Source organism: Bradyrhizobium sp. SZCCHNRI1029, assembly GCF_032487555.1.
Lineage (GTDB): Bacteria > Pseudomonadota > Alphaproteobacteria > Rhizobiales > Xanthobacteraceae > Bradyrhizobium.
This window is the reverse complement of the sequence record NZ_JAUEUK010000002.1, coordinates 385292-402882: the sequence shown is the minus strand read 5'-3', so window position 1 is coordinate 402882 and position 17591 is coordinate 385292. Positions and strand designations below refer to the sequence as shown.

27 protein-coding genes are annotated in these 17591 nt (G+C 64.6%); 4 read left to right on the top strand and 23 right to left on the bottom strand.

From position 1 onward, the window contains the following. Positions 1-22: 22 nt before the first annotated feature. From QW861_RS07570 to QW861_RS07500, 15 genes are all read right to left on the bottom strand, one after another. Positions 23-1237, bottom strand: coding sequence for a DegT/DnrJ/EryC1/StrS family aminotransferase (locus QW861_RS07570; RefSeq protein WP_315752852.1), 1215 nt, complete (start codon positions 1235-1237; stop codon positions 23-25). A gap of 2 nt (positions 1238-1239) precedes the next feature. After that, entirely contained in the window at positions 1240-1500 is a 261-nt protein-coding gene (locus tag QW861_RS07565) for a hypothetical protein (protein WP_315752851.1), read from the bottom strand. 19 nt (positions 1501-1519) lie between these two features. Next, complete coding sequence (locus tag QW861_RS07560; RefSeq protein ID WP_315713117.1) at positions 1520-1876, bottom strand: DUF3024 domain-containing protein; 357 nt, start codon at positions 1874-1876, stop codon at positions 1520-1522. 6 nt (positions 1877-1882) lie between these two features. Continuing rightward, positions 1883-2131: a nitrogen fixation protein NifZ gene (locus QW861_RS07555; RefSeq protein ID WP_315752850.1), complete on the bottom strand. Its 249-nt coding sequence runs from the start codon at positions 2129-2131 to the stop codon at positions 1883-1885. Continuing rightward, positions 2128-2451 carry a nitrogen fixation protein NifZ gene (locus QW861_RS07550; RefSeq protein WP_315752849.1) on the bottom strand — a complete coding sequence of 108 codons (324 nt, stop codon included), beginning with the start codon at positions 2449-2451 and terminating at the stop codon, positions 2128-2130. Before QW861_RS07550 ends, QW861_RS07555 begins: the two co-directional genes overlap by 4 nt. Beyond that, a complete protein-coding gene (locus tag QW861_RS07545) occupies positions 2448-3221 on the bottom strand; it encodes a 4Fe4S-binding leucine-rich repeat protein (protein WP_315752848.1) in 774 nt (257 codons plus the stop codon). Before QW861_RS07545 ends, QW861_RS07550 begins: the two co-directional genes overlap by 4 nt. Continuing rightward, complete coding sequence (locus QW861_RS07540) at positions 3214-3747, bottom strand: hypothetical protein (RefSeq protein ID WP_315752847.1); 534 nt, start codon at positions 3745-3747, stop codon at positions 3214-3216. Before QW861_RS07540 ends, QW861_RS07545 begins: the two co-directional genes overlap by 8 nt. A gap of 11 nt (positions 3748-3758) precedes the next feature. After that, positions 3759-4088, bottom strand: a complete 330-nt coding sequence (locus QW861_RS07535; RefSeq protein ID WP_315713125.1) for an iron-sulfur cluster assembly accessory protein — start codon at positions 4086-4088, stop codon at positions 3759-3761. Positions 4089-4099: 11 nt separating this feature from the next. Beyond that, on the bottom strand, positions 4100-4324 hold the full coding sequence (locus QW861_RS07530) for a YfhL family 4Fe-4S dicluster ferredoxin (protein ID WP_006609676.1): 225 nt from the start codon (positions 4322-4324) through the stop codon (positions 4100-4102). Positions 4325-4379: 55 nt separating this feature from the next. Further along, on the bottom strand, positions 4380-5942 hold the full coding sequence (nifB, locus tag QW861_RS07525; protein WP_315752846.1) for a nitrogenase cofactor biosynthesis protein NifB: 1563 nt from the start codon (positions 5940-5942) through the stop codon (positions 4380-4382). A gap of 264 nt (positions 5943-6206) precedes the next feature. Continuing rightward, positions 6207-7073, bottom strand: a complete 867-nt coding sequence (locus tag QW861_RS07520; protein WP_315752845.1) for an SIR2 family protein — start codon at positions 7071-7073, stop codon at positions 6207-6209. After that, positions 7073-7294, bottom strand: coding sequence for a putative nitrogen fixation protein NifT (nifT, locus tag QW861_RS07515; protein ID WP_315713133.1), 222 nt, complete (start codon positions 7292-7294; stop codon positions 7073-7075). The genes QW861_RS07520 and nifT overlap by 1 nt, the downstream gene beginning before the upstream one ends. After that, complete coding sequence (gene nifS, locus QW861_RS07510; RefSeq protein WP_315752844.1) at positions 7291-8505, bottom strand: cysteine desulfurase NifS; 1215 nt, start codon at positions 8503-8505, stop codon at positions 7291-7293. Before nifS ends, nifT begins: the two co-directional genes overlap by 4 nt. Before the next feature lie 9 nt (positions 8506-8514). Further along, positions 8515-8805, bottom strand: coding sequence for a NifU family protein (locus tag QW861_RS07505; RefSeq protein ID WP_315713137.1), 291 nt, complete (start codon positions 8803-8805; stop codon positions 8515-8517). Between the two features lie 38 nt (positions 8806-8843). Then, positions 8844-9164, bottom strand: a complete 321-nt coding sequence (locus QW861_RS07500; protein WP_257170758.1) for a HesB/IscA family protein — start codon at positions 9162-9164, stop codon at positions 8844-8846. 323 nt (positions 9165-9487) lie between these two features. Between QW861_RS07500 and QW861_RS07495 the strand changes: the two genes are divergently transcribed. After that, positions 9488-10096: a hypothetical protein gene (locus tag QW861_RS07495; RefSeq protein ID WP_315752843.1), complete on the top strand. Its 609-nt coding sequence runs from the start codon at positions 9488-9490 to the stop codon at positions 10094-10096. A gap of 71 nt (positions 10097-10167) precedes the next feature. Here QW861_RS07495 and QW861_RS07490 read toward each other — a convergent pair whose 3' ends face one another. Then, positions 10168-10587 (bottom strand): Rieske (2Fe-2S) protein, encoded by a 420-nt coding sequence (locus tag QW861_RS07490; RefSeq protein WP_315752842.1) that lies wholly within the window; start codon positions 10585-10587, stop codon positions 10168-10170. A 199-nt stretch (positions 10588-10786) separates the two neighbouring features. On the opposite strand from QW861_RS07490, the gene QW861_RS07485 reads away from it, so the two are divergent. From QW861_RS07485 to QW861_RS07475, 3 genes are read left to right on the top strand one after another with little or no spacing between them, the layout of a single operon-like run. Continuing rightward, positions 10787-11245: a hypothetical protein gene (locus QW861_RS07485; RefSeq protein WP_315752841.1), complete on the top strand. Its 459-nt coding sequence runs from the start codon at positions 10787-10789 to the stop codon at positions 11243-11245. 53 nt (positions 11246-11298) lie between these two features. Next, positions 11299-12150, top strand: a complete 852-nt coding sequence (locus tag QW861_RS07480; RefSeq protein WP_315752840.1) for a sulfurtransferase — start codon at positions 11299-11301, stop codon at positions 12148-12150. A 22-nt stretch (positions 12151-12172) separates the two neighbouring features. Beyond that, entirely contained in the window at positions 12173-12490 is a 318-nt protein-coding gene (locus QW861_RS07475; RefSeq protein ID WP_315713146.1) for a hypothetical protein, read from the top strand. A gap of 203 nt (positions 12491-12693) precedes the next feature. Here the strand turns inward: QW861_RS07475 and hspQ are convergent, their stop codons facing one another. Genes hspQ through nifE form a run of 7 tightly spaced genes read right to left on the bottom strand, consistent with a single transcriptional unit; the run spans position 12694 to position 17553 of the window. Continuing rightward, positions 12694-13020: a heat shock protein HspQ gene (gene hspQ, locus QW861_RS07470; protein WP_315752839.1), complete on the bottom strand. Its 327-nt coding sequence runs from the start codon at positions 13018-13020 to the stop codon at positions 12694-12696. Between the two features lie 19 nt (positions 13021-13039). After that, positions 13040-13327, bottom strand: a complete 288-nt coding sequence (gene fdxB, locus QW861_RS07465) for a ferredoxin III, nif-specific (protein ID WP_315713149.1) — start codon at positions 13325-13327, stop codon at positions 13040-13042. Between the two features lie 23 nt (positions 13328-13350). Then, the gene (locus QW861_RS07460) at positions 13351-13551 is read right to left on the bottom strand and encodes a CCE_0567 family metalloprotein (protein ID WP_315713150.1); all 201 of its coding nucleotides are present in this window, start codon (positions 13549-13551) and stop codon (positions 13351-13353) included. 18 nt (positions 13552-13569) lie between these two features. Next, positions 13570-14040 carry a NifX-associated nitrogen fixation protein gene (locus tag QW861_RS07455; protein WP_315752838.1) on the bottom strand — a complete coding sequence of 157 codons (471 nt, stop codon included), beginning with the start codon at positions 14038-14040 and terminating at the stop codon, positions 13570-13572. A gap of 10 nt (positions 14041-14050) precedes the next feature. After that, the gene (gene nifX / locus QW861_RS07450) at positions 14051-14446 is read right to left on the bottom strand and encodes a nitrogen fixation protein NifX (protein ID WP_315713153.1); all 396 of its coding nucleotides are present in this window, start codon (positions 14444-14446) and stop codon (positions 14051-14053) included. Positions 14447-14471: 25 nt separating this feature from the next. Beyond that, positions 14472-15869, bottom strand: coding sequence for a nitrogenase iron-molybdenum cofactor biosynthesis protein NifN (gene nifN / locus QW861_RS07445; RefSeq protein ID WP_315752837.1), 1398 nt, complete (start codon positions 15867-15869; stop codon positions 14472-14474). A gap of 10 nt (positions 15870-15879) precedes the next feature. Then, positions 15880-17553: a nitrogenase iron-molybdenum cofactor biosynthesis protein NifE gene (nifE, locus tag QW861_RS07440; protein WP_315752836.1), complete on the bottom strand. Its 1674-nt coding sequence runs from the start codon at positions 17551-17553 to the stop codon at positions 15880-15882. Positions 17554-17591: the final 38 nt, after the last annotated feature.

Sequence of the window (17591 nt, the reverse complement as noted above, 5' to 3'; positions counted from 1 at the left end):
TTCGGTTTGAACTTAGAACTTCTCAGTAGATCGCGGCGCCCGCCCCGACATTGACCGAGGCGTCCTTCATGGTCGCGACGATGAAGGCGATCTGATCCGTGGTGAGATGAACGTGGAACGGCAGGGCCACCACACGATCGGCGACCTTCTCGGTCACGAGATAATCGCCTCGGCGATAGCCCATGTCGAAATAATGCCGCTGCAGATGCAGGGGATTCGAATAGGCCACGGCCTCGACCTGTTCGACCCTGAGATCCTCGACGATCGAATCCCGGCTCGACTTCGAGAACCGCGTGCCCAGATGCACCTGGTAGAGAAACCAGTTCACCTCGGTGACATCGGGCCCGACATAGGGGTCCTTGATGCCCTCGAACGACTGCACCTCGCTGTAATAGATCTGCTCGATCAGCTTGCGCCGCTCGAGGATCTCGTCGATCCGCCGCAATTGCGCCAACCCGAGCGCGGCGGTCACGTCGCTCATCACCGCCTGGTGCGACGCGCTGCTGCTGACCACGACCGATGCGCGCTCGTCGAGCCGGTGCGAACGGTGCCGACGCACGGCCACAGCGATGTCGACGTCGTCGGTGACGACCATGCCACCCTCACCACAGGTGAGCGCGAAAGGCTGCGAGAAATCGAACACCGCGGCCGCACCGAATGTACCGACCAGCGCCCCCTTATATTTCGAGCCGATGGCCTCGGTCGAATCCTCGATGACAGGCAGATTGCGGGTCTTCGCGATCGCCTGCAGCTCCGACCATTTGGCCGGATGGCCGTTGGTGTTGCCGGCCAGGATCGCCTTTGTCCGCTCCGTGATGCGCGCCTCGATCTTGCTCGGCGCCAGCGTGCCCGAGTAGTAATCTATATCCGCAAACACCGGCTTGGCGCCGACAATGCTGATGGCATGCGCGATCTCGCGGAACGAATACGACGACGTGATCACCTCGTCGCCCGATCCGATGCCCATCGCTTTCAGGACCAGGACCAGGCCAAGCGTTCCGCTCGGGACGGCAATGGCGTATCTGCGCCCGAGATAGCTTGCGAATGCCGCCTCGAACTCCTCGACCAGCGGACCGCAGGACAGCCGCGGCGAGCGCAGCGCCGCGTCCACGGCGGCAATCTCCGCCGTGGTAATGTCGGGATCAGAGAGCGGAATGAAGCTCGCCTCGACCGGCGTAAGCTCCGCTTCATCCTGCTCCTGCCGATCGGCGTCATGCACCAGATAGGGCTTGGTCATGCTCAGCTCCGCTTGGCCAGGATCAGGCCGGTGGCTTTGGCAAGGTCATCGGTCACACCCGCGCAGTGGTCGCTGGCGTCGAGCAGATGCAGGTCGAATGCCGGATAGCTGCGGAACGGCGCTTCCGTGACATCGGACGCGTCACAACGTGTCAGTACCAGCCTTGGAAAGCGGCGGCGCAGCTCGCCGAAGGCCGCGCTGCCGGCGTCGGGTCGCTCGAGGACCTGCGCGATCTCATTCAATTCCTGTTCGGCCAATGCCACGTCACCCGTCCTCTTCGCTCTACTGCCAGAAGATCCGCTCAGGGTCCGCGTTCAGCTCGTCGACCGCCGCGGTCAACCGCCGATGCAGACTGTGCAGCTCCCACGTCCCCTGCGCGTGATCTCTCCAGAACAGCTTCCACATCGCATTCGCGGGATCATGGCGCAGCAGCGCGACGTCGATCACCCCGCCGTCCTTGTCGATGTTGCGCGAGCAGCAAGGACTGCGGACGTGATAACCCTCGTCGACCGGCGACACCGTCGGCTCGACATAGCGGTAGCGCTTGCGTGACTTCAGCGCGCGCGCGATCCGCTTGCGATCCAACTCGTTGGGATGCGCGGGCAGGACAAAGCTGGGCTTGAGCGCGGTTGCAGCCATCGTGGATCATCGCACCTCAACCGGGACGATCTCCTCTTCGAGACAGCCCACGACGAGCTGCTCGCCGAACTCGACGAGATAGATCGGCATGTTCGCCTCGGTGTGGGTGCCGACCTGGACGATCTCACCCATATCGCCGACTCCGACCAGCTTGGCTTCGGCCGGCGCGTTCGGGAACGAGCCGTCATTGACGAGGTCGATCAGCGCCTTGACACGCTGGCCCCATTGATATTTCGGCAGGCGTGGCTCGATCATGATCTGTATGCTCCCGGCAGTGGCAGCTCGTCCTCGGTCTCCCCGCGGGGCACGGTGGATTCGAGCTCCTTGCGTTTCATGCCGACGCGGTTCCCGCTTTCGAGAAACTCGACGCCGTAGATGTAGAACTGCTGCAGGAAGGTTCCGATCGAGACGACGTAGCCGATCTCGCCCTTCTTCGCGAGGATCTCGCCGATTTCCTTGCCTGCGTAGGTGCCGTCGTTGCGGATCGTGCGCTTGGCCTTGACCTTCTCGCCGAACGTGAAGTACGGCGGCGCCGACAACTCCACGACCTCGCTGTCACGAACGATGTTGCTCATGCCGGTTTCTCCATGGCAGCTCCGAAGCGGTTCGCGAGCCGGTCGCGCGCCATCTCCTGCACCAGCGGGTCCTCGTCGCGCGCAAGCTCCGCGAGTTCACTGAGCGCGATCCGGCTCGCAACCTCGTGACGCACCCGCCAGTCGGCGTCCTTGCGCATCGCGGTGAGGAGATCCGGCGCGAGGCGCTCGGCGATCTCGAGCCGCACCCGTGGATCTGGGTCACTGATCATGCCGAGCAGCCAGTCGCTGGGGATGCGCCGCGCGACGACGCGGCGTACCTCGGCCTCCGGGTCCCCCATCATGCGGCCAAGCACGGACGGCACGATACGGCGCGCCACGACCAGGCGGACGTAATAGTCGTCGTCCATCATCATCGGCATCAGGTCTTCCGGATCGAGCACGGTCGCGATTCGAATGCGGACCTCGCGATGCGGATCATGGCGCAGCCGGAGCACCAGCCGCTTCGGCAACCGCCGCGCGGCGTTCCAGCGCACCGTCTCCTCGGGATCGTCGAGCAGCGGAGGCAGAAAGAACGGGCTGGCATGCTTCGCCGCGATAGCCCGCACCTCGAAATGCGGATGCTTGACGTAGCCGTTGGCGAGCGCCGGATTCCAGTTGAAGAAGCGGTCGATGCGGCGGGCGTAGCGGTCGTGCACGCAGGCGTGCCGAAGGCGACAGCCGCCGGATGCGTTGAGCTGCGCGTGCTCGCAGCCCTTACAGCTGATGTCGTTGCCCTGCCAGTCGATGGCCTCGTCGATGTCGTCATTCATCGTCGAGCTCCACCCGGTCGACCACCTCGAGCAGGACGCGTGCGCCGATCTTATCGCTGGGATCGAGCTCGAGCAGCTTTTGCACCGCGAGCCGTCCCTCGACGAGATTGCCGAGGCGCATCTGCAAATAGGCGTATCCCTTCAAGGTGAACATGAAGAAGCGCGGCAGCATGTTGTCATAGCTGCCGAACTCGGCATGACCGGCGCGAACGTCGCGCCAGTGCGGCGGCAAGCAGTTTTCGGCGGCCGCCTTGGCGAGGCATCGCTTGGCGATGCGCAGCGCGTCGGCGAGCCGTCCCTTGTAGAAATAGAACCGGTAGAAGCCGATCAGGACCGCTGCATGCCCAGGCGCCAGCGCTTCCGCCTCTTTCAGGTGCGTCTCCGCGACCTCGTCGAGATGATAGCTCTGGCCCGCCTGCCACAGATGATACTCGGCTTCCTCCGGCAGGCCGCCGCCGAGCAGCGCGTCGGCGAGCAACGCGTCCTCGATGGCGGTCTGAGAGCTGGGCCGGGCATCGGTGGGCATGGCGGGCTGTCCTAGTGCTCCAGCGCCTTCAAGGCGTGGGTCGAGCACGAAACCTGCTTCGGATCGTGAAACACGAGGCCGGTCTGCGTCGCAGTATCCGCGAAGTCGATGGTCACACCGTCGAGCAGCAAGCGGCTTTCCGCCGGCAGAAACAGCCTGACACCGTCGCGCTCGACCACGGCATCACCGGGCTGCGGCGTGGCGAGCACGCTGATATCGGCCGCAAGGCCGGAGCAGCCGCCGGGCGACACCGCGAGACGGAAGCCGGAGCCCGCGGTACCGTCGGTTCGCAGCATCATTCGCATGAATTTTTGCGCGGCAGGCGTGAGGGTGAAGTTCATCTCGGTCTCCCTCAAGCCGGCGGCTGGTAGCGCGGGAACGAATTGTCGATCACGCAGGTGTTGTCGACCGGGCAGACCGCCGCGCATTGCGGCTCGTCGAAATGGCCGATGCATTCTGTGCACTTCTTCGGATCGATCACGAAGGTGCCGTTCTTCTCCGAGATCGCCACGTTCGGACATTCGGGTTCACAGGCCGAGCAGCTCGTGCACTGCGAGGCAATGATCTTCAAGGTCATCAAAGGCTCCTGTCGAAGGGGCCCGGCGACGCAACAGCGTCGCCGGGGTCTGGTGTCACGCCGCCGAAATCAGGGCGCCCTGGCGAATTTCGGCGTCACCGCGCACGACGTGCTGGATTTCGCCGCTGTTCACCTTGTCGAGGTAGTCCTTGAACCAGGCGATCGCGGACTTTTCGATGAACTCGTGCGCGAACTGATCGACCGGCTCGATGCCCGCGGCCAGCAGGTCGCTCTTCGGGCAGCCGCCGATCTTGGCCACGAACACCGCATGGCAGTCGTTGATGGCGCGGATGACGGTCTCCAGGCTGTCCTCGTCGCCATAGCCGCCCTGGCAGTACAGGTCGACACGGCGGTGACCGACGAACTTGGCACCGGCGGTGGAGAGCTCGTAGACCTGGAACTCCTTGGCGTGGCCGAAATGTTCGTTGATCAGGCCCGAGCCCTTGGTCGCGACCGCGATCAAGAGCTTGATGTCGCTCGACTGGCCGGCGAGCGAGGCGAGCTCCTCCTGCTTCGCCACGACCTTGGCGACACGCTCCTGCTCGACCGCCTCCTGATAGGCCTTGCGACTGTCGATATCGTAGTTCACCTCCATCGCCATGATCTTGTCGGTGGTGAATTCGGCCGAGCGATCCTCACCGAGCAGGCCCACGGCGTCCGCGCGGCACTGGCGGCAATGCCGCATCATGTTCATCTCGCCTTCGCACTCGTCCTGCAGCGCCTTCAGCTCCTGCGCGGTCGGACCGCGCTGGCCGGTCAAACCGAACACGGTGCCGTGCTCCGGCGACGAGATCAGCGGCATGATGTTGTGCAGGAACGCGCCGCGCGACTTCACCGCCTTGTTGACCTCGACGAGGTGCTTGTCGTTGACCCCTGGGATCATCACCGAGTTGACCTTGCAGAGGATGCCGCGCTCGGTCAGCATCTCCAGGCCCTGCAACTGGCGGTCGGTGAGCAGCTTGGCCGCCTCGACGCCGGTGTAGCGCTTGTGCTTCCAGAAAACCCAGGGATAGATCTTGGCGCCGATCTCGGGATCGACCATGTTGATGGTAATCGTGACGTGGTCGACGTTGAAGCCGGCGATGGTGTCGACGTGGTCGGGCAGCGCGAGACCGTTGGTCGACAGGCAGAGCTTGATGTCGGGGGCGGTGCGCGCGATCAGCTCGAAGGTCTTGAACGTCTTCTCGGGATTGGCGAGCGGATCGCCAGGGCCGGCAATGCCCAGCACGGTCATCTGCGGAATGGTCGAGGCAACGGCGAGCACCTTCTTGGCGGCTTGCTCGGGCGACAGCTTTTCGCTGACGACGCCCGGACGCGACTCGTTGGCGCAGTCATATTTTCGGTTGCAGTAGTTGCACTGGATGTTGCAGGCGGGCGCGACGGCGACGTGCATGCGCGCGTAGTGATGATGCGCCTCCTCGCTGTAGCAGGGATGGTTCTTCACCTTCTCCCAGATCTCCGGCGGCAGGTCGTTCTCGCCGGCGCCCGAGCCACAGCTCGCCTTGCCGCTGCCGCCCGAGGTGCCGCAACCCTTGTGTTCCGCGATGGTCTGCATCACCGAGCTCAGCTTGTCGCCGTCCGGTATCGTCGCCTGTTCGTGCTGCACTGACGCGTCCATGTCCGCTCCTTAACGTTGCTGGCGAGCCGCAAACCGCCTTGGGCTAGGGTTCAGCAACTCGCGTGCCACGCCGCGGACAAGATCATTTCGTCAGACTATCAACGCCTTAGCCAAATCATCGCGCCTGTCGCCTTGCCAACATGCGAAAGGCTCTCGTTTCGGACGTTGTTAGAAACGTTACAGACTCGAATTGGGACACAGGACGAACGGCAAAACAGCGCAGCTTGCGGCCACGCTGTTCGATTTCCGGTGTCGTGGTCTCGCTCAGCCGCCGATGATGATCTCGCTCGCGCGGGCCAGCGGAATCGCGATCGGCGTCAACCGCTCGGCGATGAAGAACTTCAGCTCGTTCTTCGACAATGAGTCGGGCTCGACCAGGACGTAGTGATCGGCGCCGGAGCGCTTGATGACCTGGCGGCCATAGGTGCGCAGCAACTGGTCGTTGAAGCGGCAGCCGATGAACAGGAAGGTGCGGTCGGTGCGCCGGTCCTTGACCGTGTCGGGTATCGGTGTCTGGATATCGATGTCGGTCAGCACCTCGACATAGTCGGCGTCGGTGATCAGGAAGTTCCTGGCCGGCGTGATCCCGCCATGCGGCTTGTAGAGCAGCGTAGTCCAGCTTGCGGCCTTCTCGCGATCGCTCTCGGCGCCCGCGGCGTCGTAGAAGCGATACCAGCGGTCCTCGCCGATTCCGGCCCGCGTGATGCCCTGCACCTCGCCCCAATCGCCGCGCCCGGCGAGCGCGGTTCGCATTGCGCCGTCATACCAACTGTCGACGATCATCGGCAGCGGCAGCGACGCCAGATGCTGCTGCAGCGGTGTCGGTGCAACGGGCGCGGCAAAGGCTTCGGCCATCAACGCCGTCACCGTCGAGCGGTGGCGCGTGCTCTCGATGTGCTGGGCTGAAGCCCACGCATTGCCCTTGGCTCGGCGCGGCAGCGCCACCTTGGTGCCGAAGAACGCAGCCAGCGCTTCGGGATTCATCGGCACCGTGGCGCCGGACTGCTCCGACACGGCGGGACCGAGGAACGGGACGACCTTGCCGGCCTTCAGTCCGGCGACGACGTCCTTGAGCAGGGCCTCGGCATCGGCCTGCTTGACGATGTCGATATGAGGAAGCGGCGCATTCATCACTCGTCCCCTTCGCCACCGCGCTTGCGCGCGTTGATCGTGATCGGCAGCCGCGTGTCGGCGGCCATCTGCGGCAGTTCGAGGACCCATCCGTTGGCGATGCGGATCCAGCCGCCCCACAAGGACTCGTGCTCCGACTCGACGATGGGCTCCTCGAGATCCTTTTTGGGGACGTAGATCGACAAGCCCGTTTCCGGCGAGCGGCGGATCATGACTTTCATTGCGTGAGCTCCGTAGGGCGAAGGGCGTCCGTCGAGGGCGATTGACGATGCTGCAGACAGGCCGGCGAGGTCTCGCGCAGCCGGCCGACGATGTCGGGCAGGATCTGCAGCATGCGATCGATGTCGTCGTCCGTGGTGTCGCGCGACAGCGAGAACCGGACAGCCCCGCGCAGCAGGTCCGGCGGCACGTTCATCGCGCGGAGCACGTGCGACGGCTCCATCGAGCCGGAGGCGCAGGCCGAGCCGAGCGAGGCGGCGATACCGGCTTGGTTCAGCCGCATGACGATCGGCTCGCCCTCGAGATGCTGGAAGGCGATGTTGGAGGTGTTCGGCAGCCGCGCAGCGAGGTCGCCGAGCACGACGCAATGGCCGACGCTCTGGAGGATGCCCTGCTCCAGCCGGTCGCGCAGCGCGCGGACGCGGCCCTGCTCGTCCGCGAGATGCTTTGCCGCCAGCTCGGCCGCCTTGCCGAGCCCGATGATGCCCGGCACGTTCTCGGTGCCGCCGCGCCGGCGGCGCTCCTGCGGGCCGCCGCGCAGCAGCGGCGCGAACGGTGTGCCCTTCCGAACATAAAGCGCACCGATGCCCTTGGGGCCGTGCAGCTTGTGGCCGGACAACGACAGCATGTCGACGCCAGCGGATTTCAGATCGATCGCGATCTTGCCGACCGCCTGCACGGCGTCGGTGTGGAACAGCGCGCCGGCCTCATGCGCGAGCCTGGCCAGATCGGACACCGGAAACAGCGTGCCGGTTTCGTTGTTGGCCCACATCACCGAGGCGATCGCCGTGCGCGGGCCGAGCGCGCGCTTGTAAGCCTCGAGATCGAGCCGGCCGGCCGCATCGACGCCGATCAGATGCACCGTGAGGCCGCGCTTGCCGCTGAGATACTCGACGAGCGACAGGATTGCGGGATGCTCCACCGCCGTCGTGACGATCTCGTCGCGACCGTCCTGCGTCTCAAGCGCCGACAGCAGCGCGGTGTTGTCGGATTCCGTCCCACCGGAGGTAAAGACGATCTCGTGGTCGAAGGCGGCGCCCAGCAGCGCCTGCAGGCTCTTGCGCGCCTGCCTCACGGCCCCGGCGACCTCGCTGCCGAAGGCATGCGAGGATGAAGCATTGCCGAACTGGTCCGTAAAGAACGGCAACATCGCCGCGACGACCTCCGGATCGGCTCGTGTCGTCGCGTTGTTGTCGAGATAGACCGGACGCAAGGCCGCTCCTTAATGCCGCGCCTTGGCTGCGCCGGCCACCGGAACGAGGCGGACGAATTCGCCGAGCTTCTCGATCATGCGCGCCTGGATGCCCTCCAGCGTCGCGCTGGCGAGCTTGCAGAAGATGCAGGCGCCGGCGAGCTTGACCATGATCTTGTTGCCGTCAATCTCGACGAGCTCGCAATCGCCGCCGTCGCGCTTGAGGTTCGGACGGACCTCCTCGATCACGGCCCGGATGATCCGCTCGCGCTCGCTCATCTGCGACGGCGCTTCGACGATGCCCTGGGATTCGACCAGCATGGTTTCACTTCTCGCGTGTTGGATGATCGAGCGAAGACTCAAGCGAACGACTTGCCGCAGCCGCAGCTCGACTTGGCATTCGGGTTCTCGAAGGTGAAGCCGGAGCCCTCGAGCGCGATGACGAAATCGATCGTCGTGCCTTCGAGATATTCGAGGCTCTTGTGATCGACGAGCACGCGCACGCCCTCGCGCTCGATCACGGTGTCCTCCGGCTCGCTGCCGCTGACGAGGCCCATGTTGTATTTGAGCCCGGCGCAGCCGCCGGCTTCGACCATGATCCTGAGGCCGTCGACCGGCTTGTCGGAGGTCGTGATCGCGTTGCGGACCGCATTGATGGCGCTGTCGGTCAGGTTGATCATCATCGTCTCGCCTTTCCCATTCGGCTGTTGTGAACGGAATTGGCAAGTCTCATGCCATGCAGCAATCGCCTGAAAGACCTCAGCTTTTCATGCTGTCGCTGTGGCGTTTCCGACGCGTGTCGGCTTTCCGACAGGCGCTGTTCACGCCGTGTCGCGCGGGAGTCGGCGCGATGTCGGGGCGCAAACCCGACAATCACTGGCGCGAGAGGCAAAAGAACCAAGCAAATCAAGCCGCCACACACACCGGCAGACAATTTGCATCACGTCCCTTTCGACCGCGCCGTGCGGCGAACGGCTGACAAGGACATGCGAGGGGATTGCTGATGACGACATTGGAGAAGACGGTTGCGATCGAGACCACCGCGCTCGCGCAGCTCGACAAGGAAGGGCGGCTGCTGAACGCCGTTCTCAAGGCGCCGACCACCAAGCCGGGACGGTTCGGCTTCCGCGGCGATATCGCGCTGAAGTTCCAGACCCAGGTTGCGGACGAGAAGCGTCCGCCGGACTTCTCGATCGAGCAGGTGCTGACGATCGCGCAAGACGGTGCATCAACGATCCCGGTGCTCGCCGGCTACATCCACTCGCTGGCCTATCTCGAGACCGCGGCCGAGGTGCTCAAGGGCCTGCTGACGCCGGACGGCAAGTACCTCATGTTCTGCAACAACATCGATCTGCTGGCGAAGTACCGCATCAAGATCGACGACATCACCTTCTACGTGCTGCCTTGCGACGAATCCACGGTCTGGAAGGAGATGCTGGAGCTGCTGTCGATCGACAAGAACGACATCAAGAAGCTCGATACCGCCGGCAAGCTCGACTACGTGCTCGACGCCGCCAAGGACTTCAGCGAGAACTACGATCTCGTGCCCTACGCGGATGCACTGGCCAGGATGGAGCCGGTCAAGAACCGCAACGAGAACCGGCCAGTCTGAGACCGTTCGTTTCTTCAAATTCAAGATGAAGTCCCGGCAGTTTCCGTCGGGACTTCACCGCGATCGCCGCCTCAGCCTTCCTCACACTGCAGGCCGGTCTCACCCTCTTCCTCGTCATCCTCGACCAGGGTCACGCCGGTCACGCAGATGTCGCCATCCAGCACGCTCAGCGCGACCGGCGTCAGGCTCTCGCCCCTGCACGGGCCATCGACGCAGAGCCCGGTACCGATCTCGAACAGCGAGCCGTGCTTGCCGCAGAGGATGCGAAGGCCGTTGCCGTCCAGGAACTGATTGCGCTCCCAGTCGAGATTGACCTTGTCGTGCGGGCACATGTTCAGATAGCCGAACACCTGCTTGCCCCAGCGGATCACGAAGATCGGCCACGGGCGGTGGCTGCCGTCCTCCGCGACGATCATGAGCTGGAAGCCCATGGCGCGGCGGCTCGGAATGTCGTTGAAGCTGCAGATGGCGTAGGCGACGTCGGTCGTCATGTCGGGCCTCATCGATGTCTGGCGCATCTCCGACACGGCCGCTTCGGCGCAGCAGGAGCGACGGTCGGCTCGCTTGCGAGCCGCGTTGCAAGATTCGCGCAACTCCGCCTGTCCGCCTCGCCTTCTTTGCTGCTGCGATAGACTGGCACAGAACTTGAAAATTTCTCCTGCAAAGGCGCCTCTTTGTAAGGAGATCGACATGAACGTGGCACTGGAATTCGTCGAGAGCTCGCTCGACGACATCAAGGCGGCAATGGAGGGCGGCACGCTGACGGTCTACTCGGTGGCGCGTCCGATCACCGCGGACAAGCCGGTCGACCGCAGCGGCGTGCTCGCGACCTTCACGTTCGGCTCGCCCGCCTTCGGCGCCGCGGTGGATGGCCTCGAGCAGCCGAACTTCGTCGCGACGTCCGTGCCGGCGGCCACCGTCGGCACGCCCGGCTTTGCGCGGGCGCGCAAGGCGGACGGTACTACCGTCGCCGATTTCTCCGCCGGCCCAGGCGAGCGCGAAATCAAGTTCACCGAAGTGTCGTGCTCGCCCGGCGCGCCGGTCACGGTCGCGACCTTCAAGATCGTCGCCGAAGGCGGCTGGCCGGAGCGTCCGGAATACTACGACACCCATCCACGCCCGGGCTATCCGATGCCGAAGACGCTCTGACGCCCGCAAGCGCGTCAGTCATCCTGTTGGCTCTTCAAATCGCGAGCGCATGCATGAGCACGGATCCCTCGAGCACCCTGGTCAGCTCCGACTGGCTGGCACAACATCTTTCCGATCCCGCCACCAAGATCCTCGACTGCACCTGGCACCATCCGAGCACCAACCTGGACGGCCGTACGCAATACCGCGGCCGGCACCTGCCGGGCTCAGTGCATTTCGATATCGACCAGGTCGCCGACAAGTCCAACCCGCTGCCGCACATGCTGCCGTCAGCGGGCGATTTCGCCCACAAGGTCGGGCTGCTCGGCATCAGCAATGCCGATCGCGTCGTCGTCTACGACCGTCACTATGGCGGCTCGGCCGCGGGCCGCGTGTGGTGGATGTTCCGCGTATTCGGGCACGACAACGTCGCCCTGCTCGACGGCGGCTTCGGCAAATGGACCAAGGAGAAGAGGCCGGCGGAGATGACGCCGGTGCGCCCGGTGCCGGCGAGCTTCACGGCCAGCTTCCAGCCCGGCCTGGTCGCGACCTCGGCCGACGTGCGTCGCCTGCTGCAGGCCGGCGGCCAACTCATCGATGCGCGCGGGCCCGGCAAGTTCGACGGCACGCAGGCAGACGTGTTCACCTTCAAGCGCCAGGGCCACATTCCAGGTGCCATCAACCTGCCCTGGGCCGATCTGGTCGATCCGGACTCCGGCGTGCTGCTGGCGCCCGACGCGCTCACCGCACGCTTTACGGCCGCGGGCGTCGATCTGAACAAGCCGATCGTTACCACCTGCGCCTCGGGCATCACCTCCTGCATGCTGGCGTTGGCGCTCTACCGGCTCGGCGTTCCGAACGCCGCCGTCTACGACGGCGCTTGGGCGGAATGGAGCCAGCTCGACGACACGCCGGTCGCGGCGTGATTTCAACGACGGGAGCACGAGCATGGCAAAGACTCTGGTCAAGACCACGCAGGACGGCCGCAAGGTCGAGGTGATTGGCCTCGCCATCTGCCTCGAAGGCGAGCTCGAGGCGTTCGAGCTGGTCGAGGTCAAGCTGCATCCGAACCGGCGCAAGATCTGGGAGGCCGCGCCCGACGCGACTCACATGGCCGGCCGCATCACTTTGACCAAGGACGAGGCAGCGATCGTCGAGAGCGCGTTCGCCGCCGCCCAGGCCGAGATCCTCGCCAACCCCGCCGCGATCAACGAGCGCTTCCGGATCGCGGCGATGTGGAAGGCCAGGGAACAGGGGATCGAGTAAAAGTCCCCGCTTTCGGCCTGGCCCTCATCTCTCGACCGTCATTCCGGGGCGCGCGAAGCGCGCGCCCCGGAATGACGAGCGGATAGATCGTGGCCAACACAAGTCTCCGTCATCGCGAACGCAGCGACGCGATCCAGGGCCGCACGACGACTCTGGATTGCTTCGTCGCCTGCGGCTCCTCGCAATGACGGCAGTGGCAAGATCTACTGAAAGATCCGCCCGCGGTAGCGATAGCTGCCCTCATCGTCGACATCGAACAGTTCGCCGATATCGGGATGCTTCACCGGCTCCCCGGAAGCGTCCGCCACCAAGTTCTGCTCAGGCACATAGGCGATGTAGCTGCTCTCGCCGCATTCGGCGAGCAGATAGTAGAATGGCTGCTCCTTGTCGAGCCTGGCGTCCATGGTGATGGCGCGCCAGCCCTCTTCCTCGGAGAACGACAGGTCGACATCGAACACGACGCCGCGCAGATCGTAGACGCGGTGCCGAGTCACCTGGCCGATCGTGAATTTCGCCTCCATCCGCATCATGGCAGCACGCTCGACAATCTCAGGCCGCCGGCGAATGGGTCTGGCAGTTGGTCGGGCAGACCCGGGCGCAGGCGCCGCAGCCGATGCAAGCGCCGGTGTCGTTCATGACCATGATCTTCTTCTCGACCTCGTCATCCTCGTCGTCGTCGAGCTCGACGAACTCGCCCTCGTCGTTGATGCCCTTCAGGGTCATGACCTCGCGGCCACACACCTTGTAGCAGCGGCCGCAGCCGATGCACTTGGCCGGATCGATGGCGACCAGATAGTCCGGCCGCCAGTCGCGACCGTCACGGGTTGCGTTGGACATGATGACGGATCCTCAAATCGGGCTTACGCGGTTTCGAGCTTCTTCAGCTCGGCCCGCTTCTTCTCCAGCTCGGCGAACGCGTCATGCGCCTTCTGCGCCGTCGGCAGGATCTGGTCCCAGTTGATGGGCAGTTCCTCCGACAGGTCGTGCAGGTTCATCTTGGCATCCATGGCGCGTGCCGACAGCTTCTTGATCTCGGCCTTCAGGGTATCCAGGTCGCTCATCTCTCTCATCCTCGCCGTTCAGTAGTTCGCGACGTCCTTGAACTTCTCGATCATCTCGACGCCGGCCTTGACGAACTTGTCGCCTTCGTCGGCCAGCTTGCCGAGATTGTCGAAGCCGAAGCGGTGGACGTCGCGCAGCTGCTTGTTGACGACGATCAGCCGGCCGCCGATCAGCACCATGCGGCCGAAGCCCTCGTGACTCATCTTCAGCATCGGCGAGATCATGACGCCGGTGGCCTTCTCGATCGACAGTGCGACCGCATTGAAGAACAGCTCCAGCCGCCAGATCGTCTCCGGATCGGGATCGCCGATGATCGGCAACGCCCGCCGCTTCTCCTTGTCCAGGATGTAGGGCTCGAGCAGGTCGATGTCCTTCTTGCCTTCCCATGCGCCATGGGTGTCCTGGGCGCGCCACACCTTGATCAGCTCCTTGACGAAGGGCCGCTGCTCGGCGGGGATGGTTTCGACGGCTACCGCGGTATCGGACATGGTGGTTTCCTCATTCCTCGAAATCGAGCGCGCGTTCCTGGCCCTTGGCCAGCGCCTTGCGCAGCCAGGGCGGCGGCGTGCCCTTGAGCACCGCCTGCAGCTTGCCGAGCAGATCGGTGATCTCCTCGGGCTGGGTGACCTTCATCGGATGGATGTTGTTGGCGACGACGCGCGCTGCGCCGGAGCCGCCGATCGCGGCGACATAGAGGATCGCGCAATCCTTGATCGCCTCGATCTTCGGCGCCAGCTTGTCCTCGTTGCCATCCTCCTTGAGATCGCCGTCGAACTCGACCTTCTCGATGAAGCGGTAGCCCTCGGGATCGAGATCGTAGATCGCGATGTTCTTGGCCCAGCCGAAATGGGCGTCGACGCGCTTCAGATCCTGGGTAGCGAATGCGACTTTCATGTCGTCGGTCCTTTCTCCTGAAACGTCAATGCAGTGGCGCCACGACGGCGGTGTCGATCGATGCCTGTTCGAGGTCCTTCCAGGGATCGAGCCAGGTGTCGGGCGTCGGCTGATGGTTGTCCTCGCGATCGGCGATGATCAGATTGGCGAGCGCAAAGATCAGATCGCGCGTGCCGCGATAGCCGACCGTCAGGAGATGCCCTGCCCCGAGCCGGTCGAACATCGGAAAGCCGATCCGGTAGAACGGGATCTTGAGGCGGGCGGCGGCCTGGCGGCCGTGCGAATGCGTGAGCATCAAGCCGCAGTCGCGCTCCTTTGCCAGGTTTTCGAGATCCTCGAGATCGCCGATCAGCACTTCATCGCAGGGCATCCGCTCGAGCACCGGCGACTGCGTCGTGGTGACCGCCACCGACACATGCGCGCCCATGTCGTGCAGCATGCTCGCGACGTCGAACAGCAGATCCGGCTCGGCGCCAACAGCGAGCTTGCGGCCGCCAATGTGGAAATGCGCATCCAGCATCGCGTCCGCGAGCTGGCCGCGCTGCCGTCGATATTTCACCGGCACCGGGCGTCCCGAGATCTTGCTGAGGAACGTCATGAACTCGTCGTTCGGCAGCAGCCCGCAGAGCCGCTCGAACAGCCGATACGGCACGCCGGTCCTGGCCTGCATCGCTTCCGCCGCTCGCTTCATTTGCGCCCCGATCGCGATCGTCCAGGACGCGCTGCCCATGGTCGCAATCTCTTCCAGGCCGATGCCGCCGATCGTTGTCGGCGTGAACTCGTCGGGGATGTGGCCGTCGAGCGAGCCGCCGATATCCGGCAGGAACGATGGCTCCAGACCGAAATCCTCGATGATGGTGCGCAGCTCCTCGATATCCCCCGGCGTCAGATGGCAGCCCGGCAGCACGTTGACCCGCGCCGGGTCGCGACGGGTCGAGGTCGGCTTGTCGACGAGCACCTCGACCATCTTGGCGACGGTCTTGTCCCAACCGTCCTGGAACGCGTCCTTGAAGTCCGGCGTCGAGACGTAGACCAGCGGATAATTCGCGAGATCTGGATGTTTCTCGCGGATCAGCCTGATGTAGCCGTCGACGTCGTCGCCCTTGGTCTCGGTGACGCCGGTCGAGCAGATGCCGATGATCTCCGGCTTTTGTCGCTTGTAGATGTTGAGGATCGCCTGCTCGACATTCTCATAGCCGCCGAGCACGGTGGCGACCTCGCTCATCGCCGTCGTCTGCATCGGCACCGCTTCCTTGAAGTGGCGCACGAACAAGGTCAGGCCGAACGAGGTGCAGCCCTGCGAACCATGCAGCAGCGGCATCGCGCCGCGCAGGCCGAGGAAGGCGAACGAGCCGCCGATCGGCTGGCTCATCTTGAGCGGATTGACCGCGCAGGCCTTCTTTCCAATGGTGACCTTGGCCATGAGCGCCGCCCTACTCCGCCGCCTGCAGCAGCTCGGCCGGCGCCTTGAACGTCGCCAGGATGTCCTCGACCCGCCCGGCGCAGGCGCCGCAGCCGCCCGAGGCGTTGGTGTGCTCGCGAACGCCGGCGACATCGGCGAGGCCATGGGCCTTGATCGCGTCCTCGATGGTGCCGAGATCGACCGACTTGCAGTGGCAGATCTTCTTGGCGCGTCGCGCGGCTTCCGCGGCGACCGGATCGGCCGCCAGCGCCGCCGCTTCTGCATTGACCTGGGCAATCGCCCTGGCCTGCCAGTTGCTGTCGGCCTGCTCCCAGGGCGCCCGCTTGCGCAGCTGCTCCCACATCGGGTTGTAGATCGCCTTGTCGATCTCCGCGACCAGCTTCACCATCCCGATATAGCCCATAAAGGCGTGGGAGCGCTCCTGGTTGATGTCGAGCCAGGGCATCGCCGCCTTCAGCGCCACGAATTGCGACTTGCCGCCCGAGAGCATGATGTCGGCCTTGGCGTCCTTGAGCATCTTGTACATTTCGCGCGGCGCCATATCGTCGATCATGTGCGCGTCCTGGCCCATCAGCTCCTTGATGCGCTCCTTGTCCTCCTTGGTGGACTTCTTGACGGAGGTGCCGACCAGCTCCATGCCGGCCTCCTGCAGCGCCGCTACGACTGACCACGACTTCACGCCGCCGGTGATCAGCAGCACCTTCTTGCCGGTGAGCCGCTTCTTGAACGGCTCGATCGCCGCCCAGGCCTTGGCCTCCTCGCGCGCGATCACCGCCTCGGTGCGGTCCAGCAGATCGGCCGGCGCGCCGCGCTCGACCAGGAGGCGCGCGATCTCGCGCAGCGAGTCCGAGGAGTCCTGGATGCCGTAGAACGATCCCTCGAAGAACGGAATGCCGTAGCGTTCCTCCATCTTGCGGGCGACGTTGATCATCGCCTTGGAGCACACCATCATCGCGGCGCGGGCGCGGTGCGACGAGGCGACGTCCTTGTAGCGGCCGTCGCCGGAGATGCAGGCGGAGATGCGGATGCCGAGTTCGTCGAACAGCGGCTTCACCTGCCAGAGCTCGCCGGAGAGATTGTATTCGCCGATGATGTTGAGGTCGTAGGGCGTTGTGACCTCCGGCTCGACGGTGCCGATGACGTGGTCGAGCAGCGCCTCGCCGGCGAGCTTGTTGCCGAGATTCTTCGGGCCGACGAAGCCGGGCGAGTTGACGGGGATACAGGGCTTGCCAAATTTGGCCGAGGCCGCCTTGCAGACGGCATTGATGTCGTCGCCGGTCATGGCGGGCACGCAGGTCTGGTAGACGAAGACCGCCAGCGGATCGTACTTCTCGATGATTTCCTTGATCGCCTTGTACAGCCGCTTCTCGCCGCCGAACACGACGTCGGTCTCGTTGATGTCGGTGGTGAAACCGGTGCGCCAGATCTGCGAGCCAGACGAGGCCGCACCACGGTTGTCCCAGGAATTCCCCTCGCAGGCGATCGGTCCGTGCACGAGGTGCGCGACGTCGGTCAGCGGCTGCAAGGCGACCTTGGCGCCATCGAACGCGCACCCGCCCGCCGCACCGCCCGGCTGTAGCTGCTTGGTGCAGCCCTTCTTGCGCTCGGCCTCGGACTTGTTGGCGTTCTTGCCGCAACCCGGCTCGTTGAAGACGTTCTGGATCGTGGCAGACAGCGAGCTCATTGGCTTCTCCTGTTGGCGGACCTTCTGCGCGTCTTTTG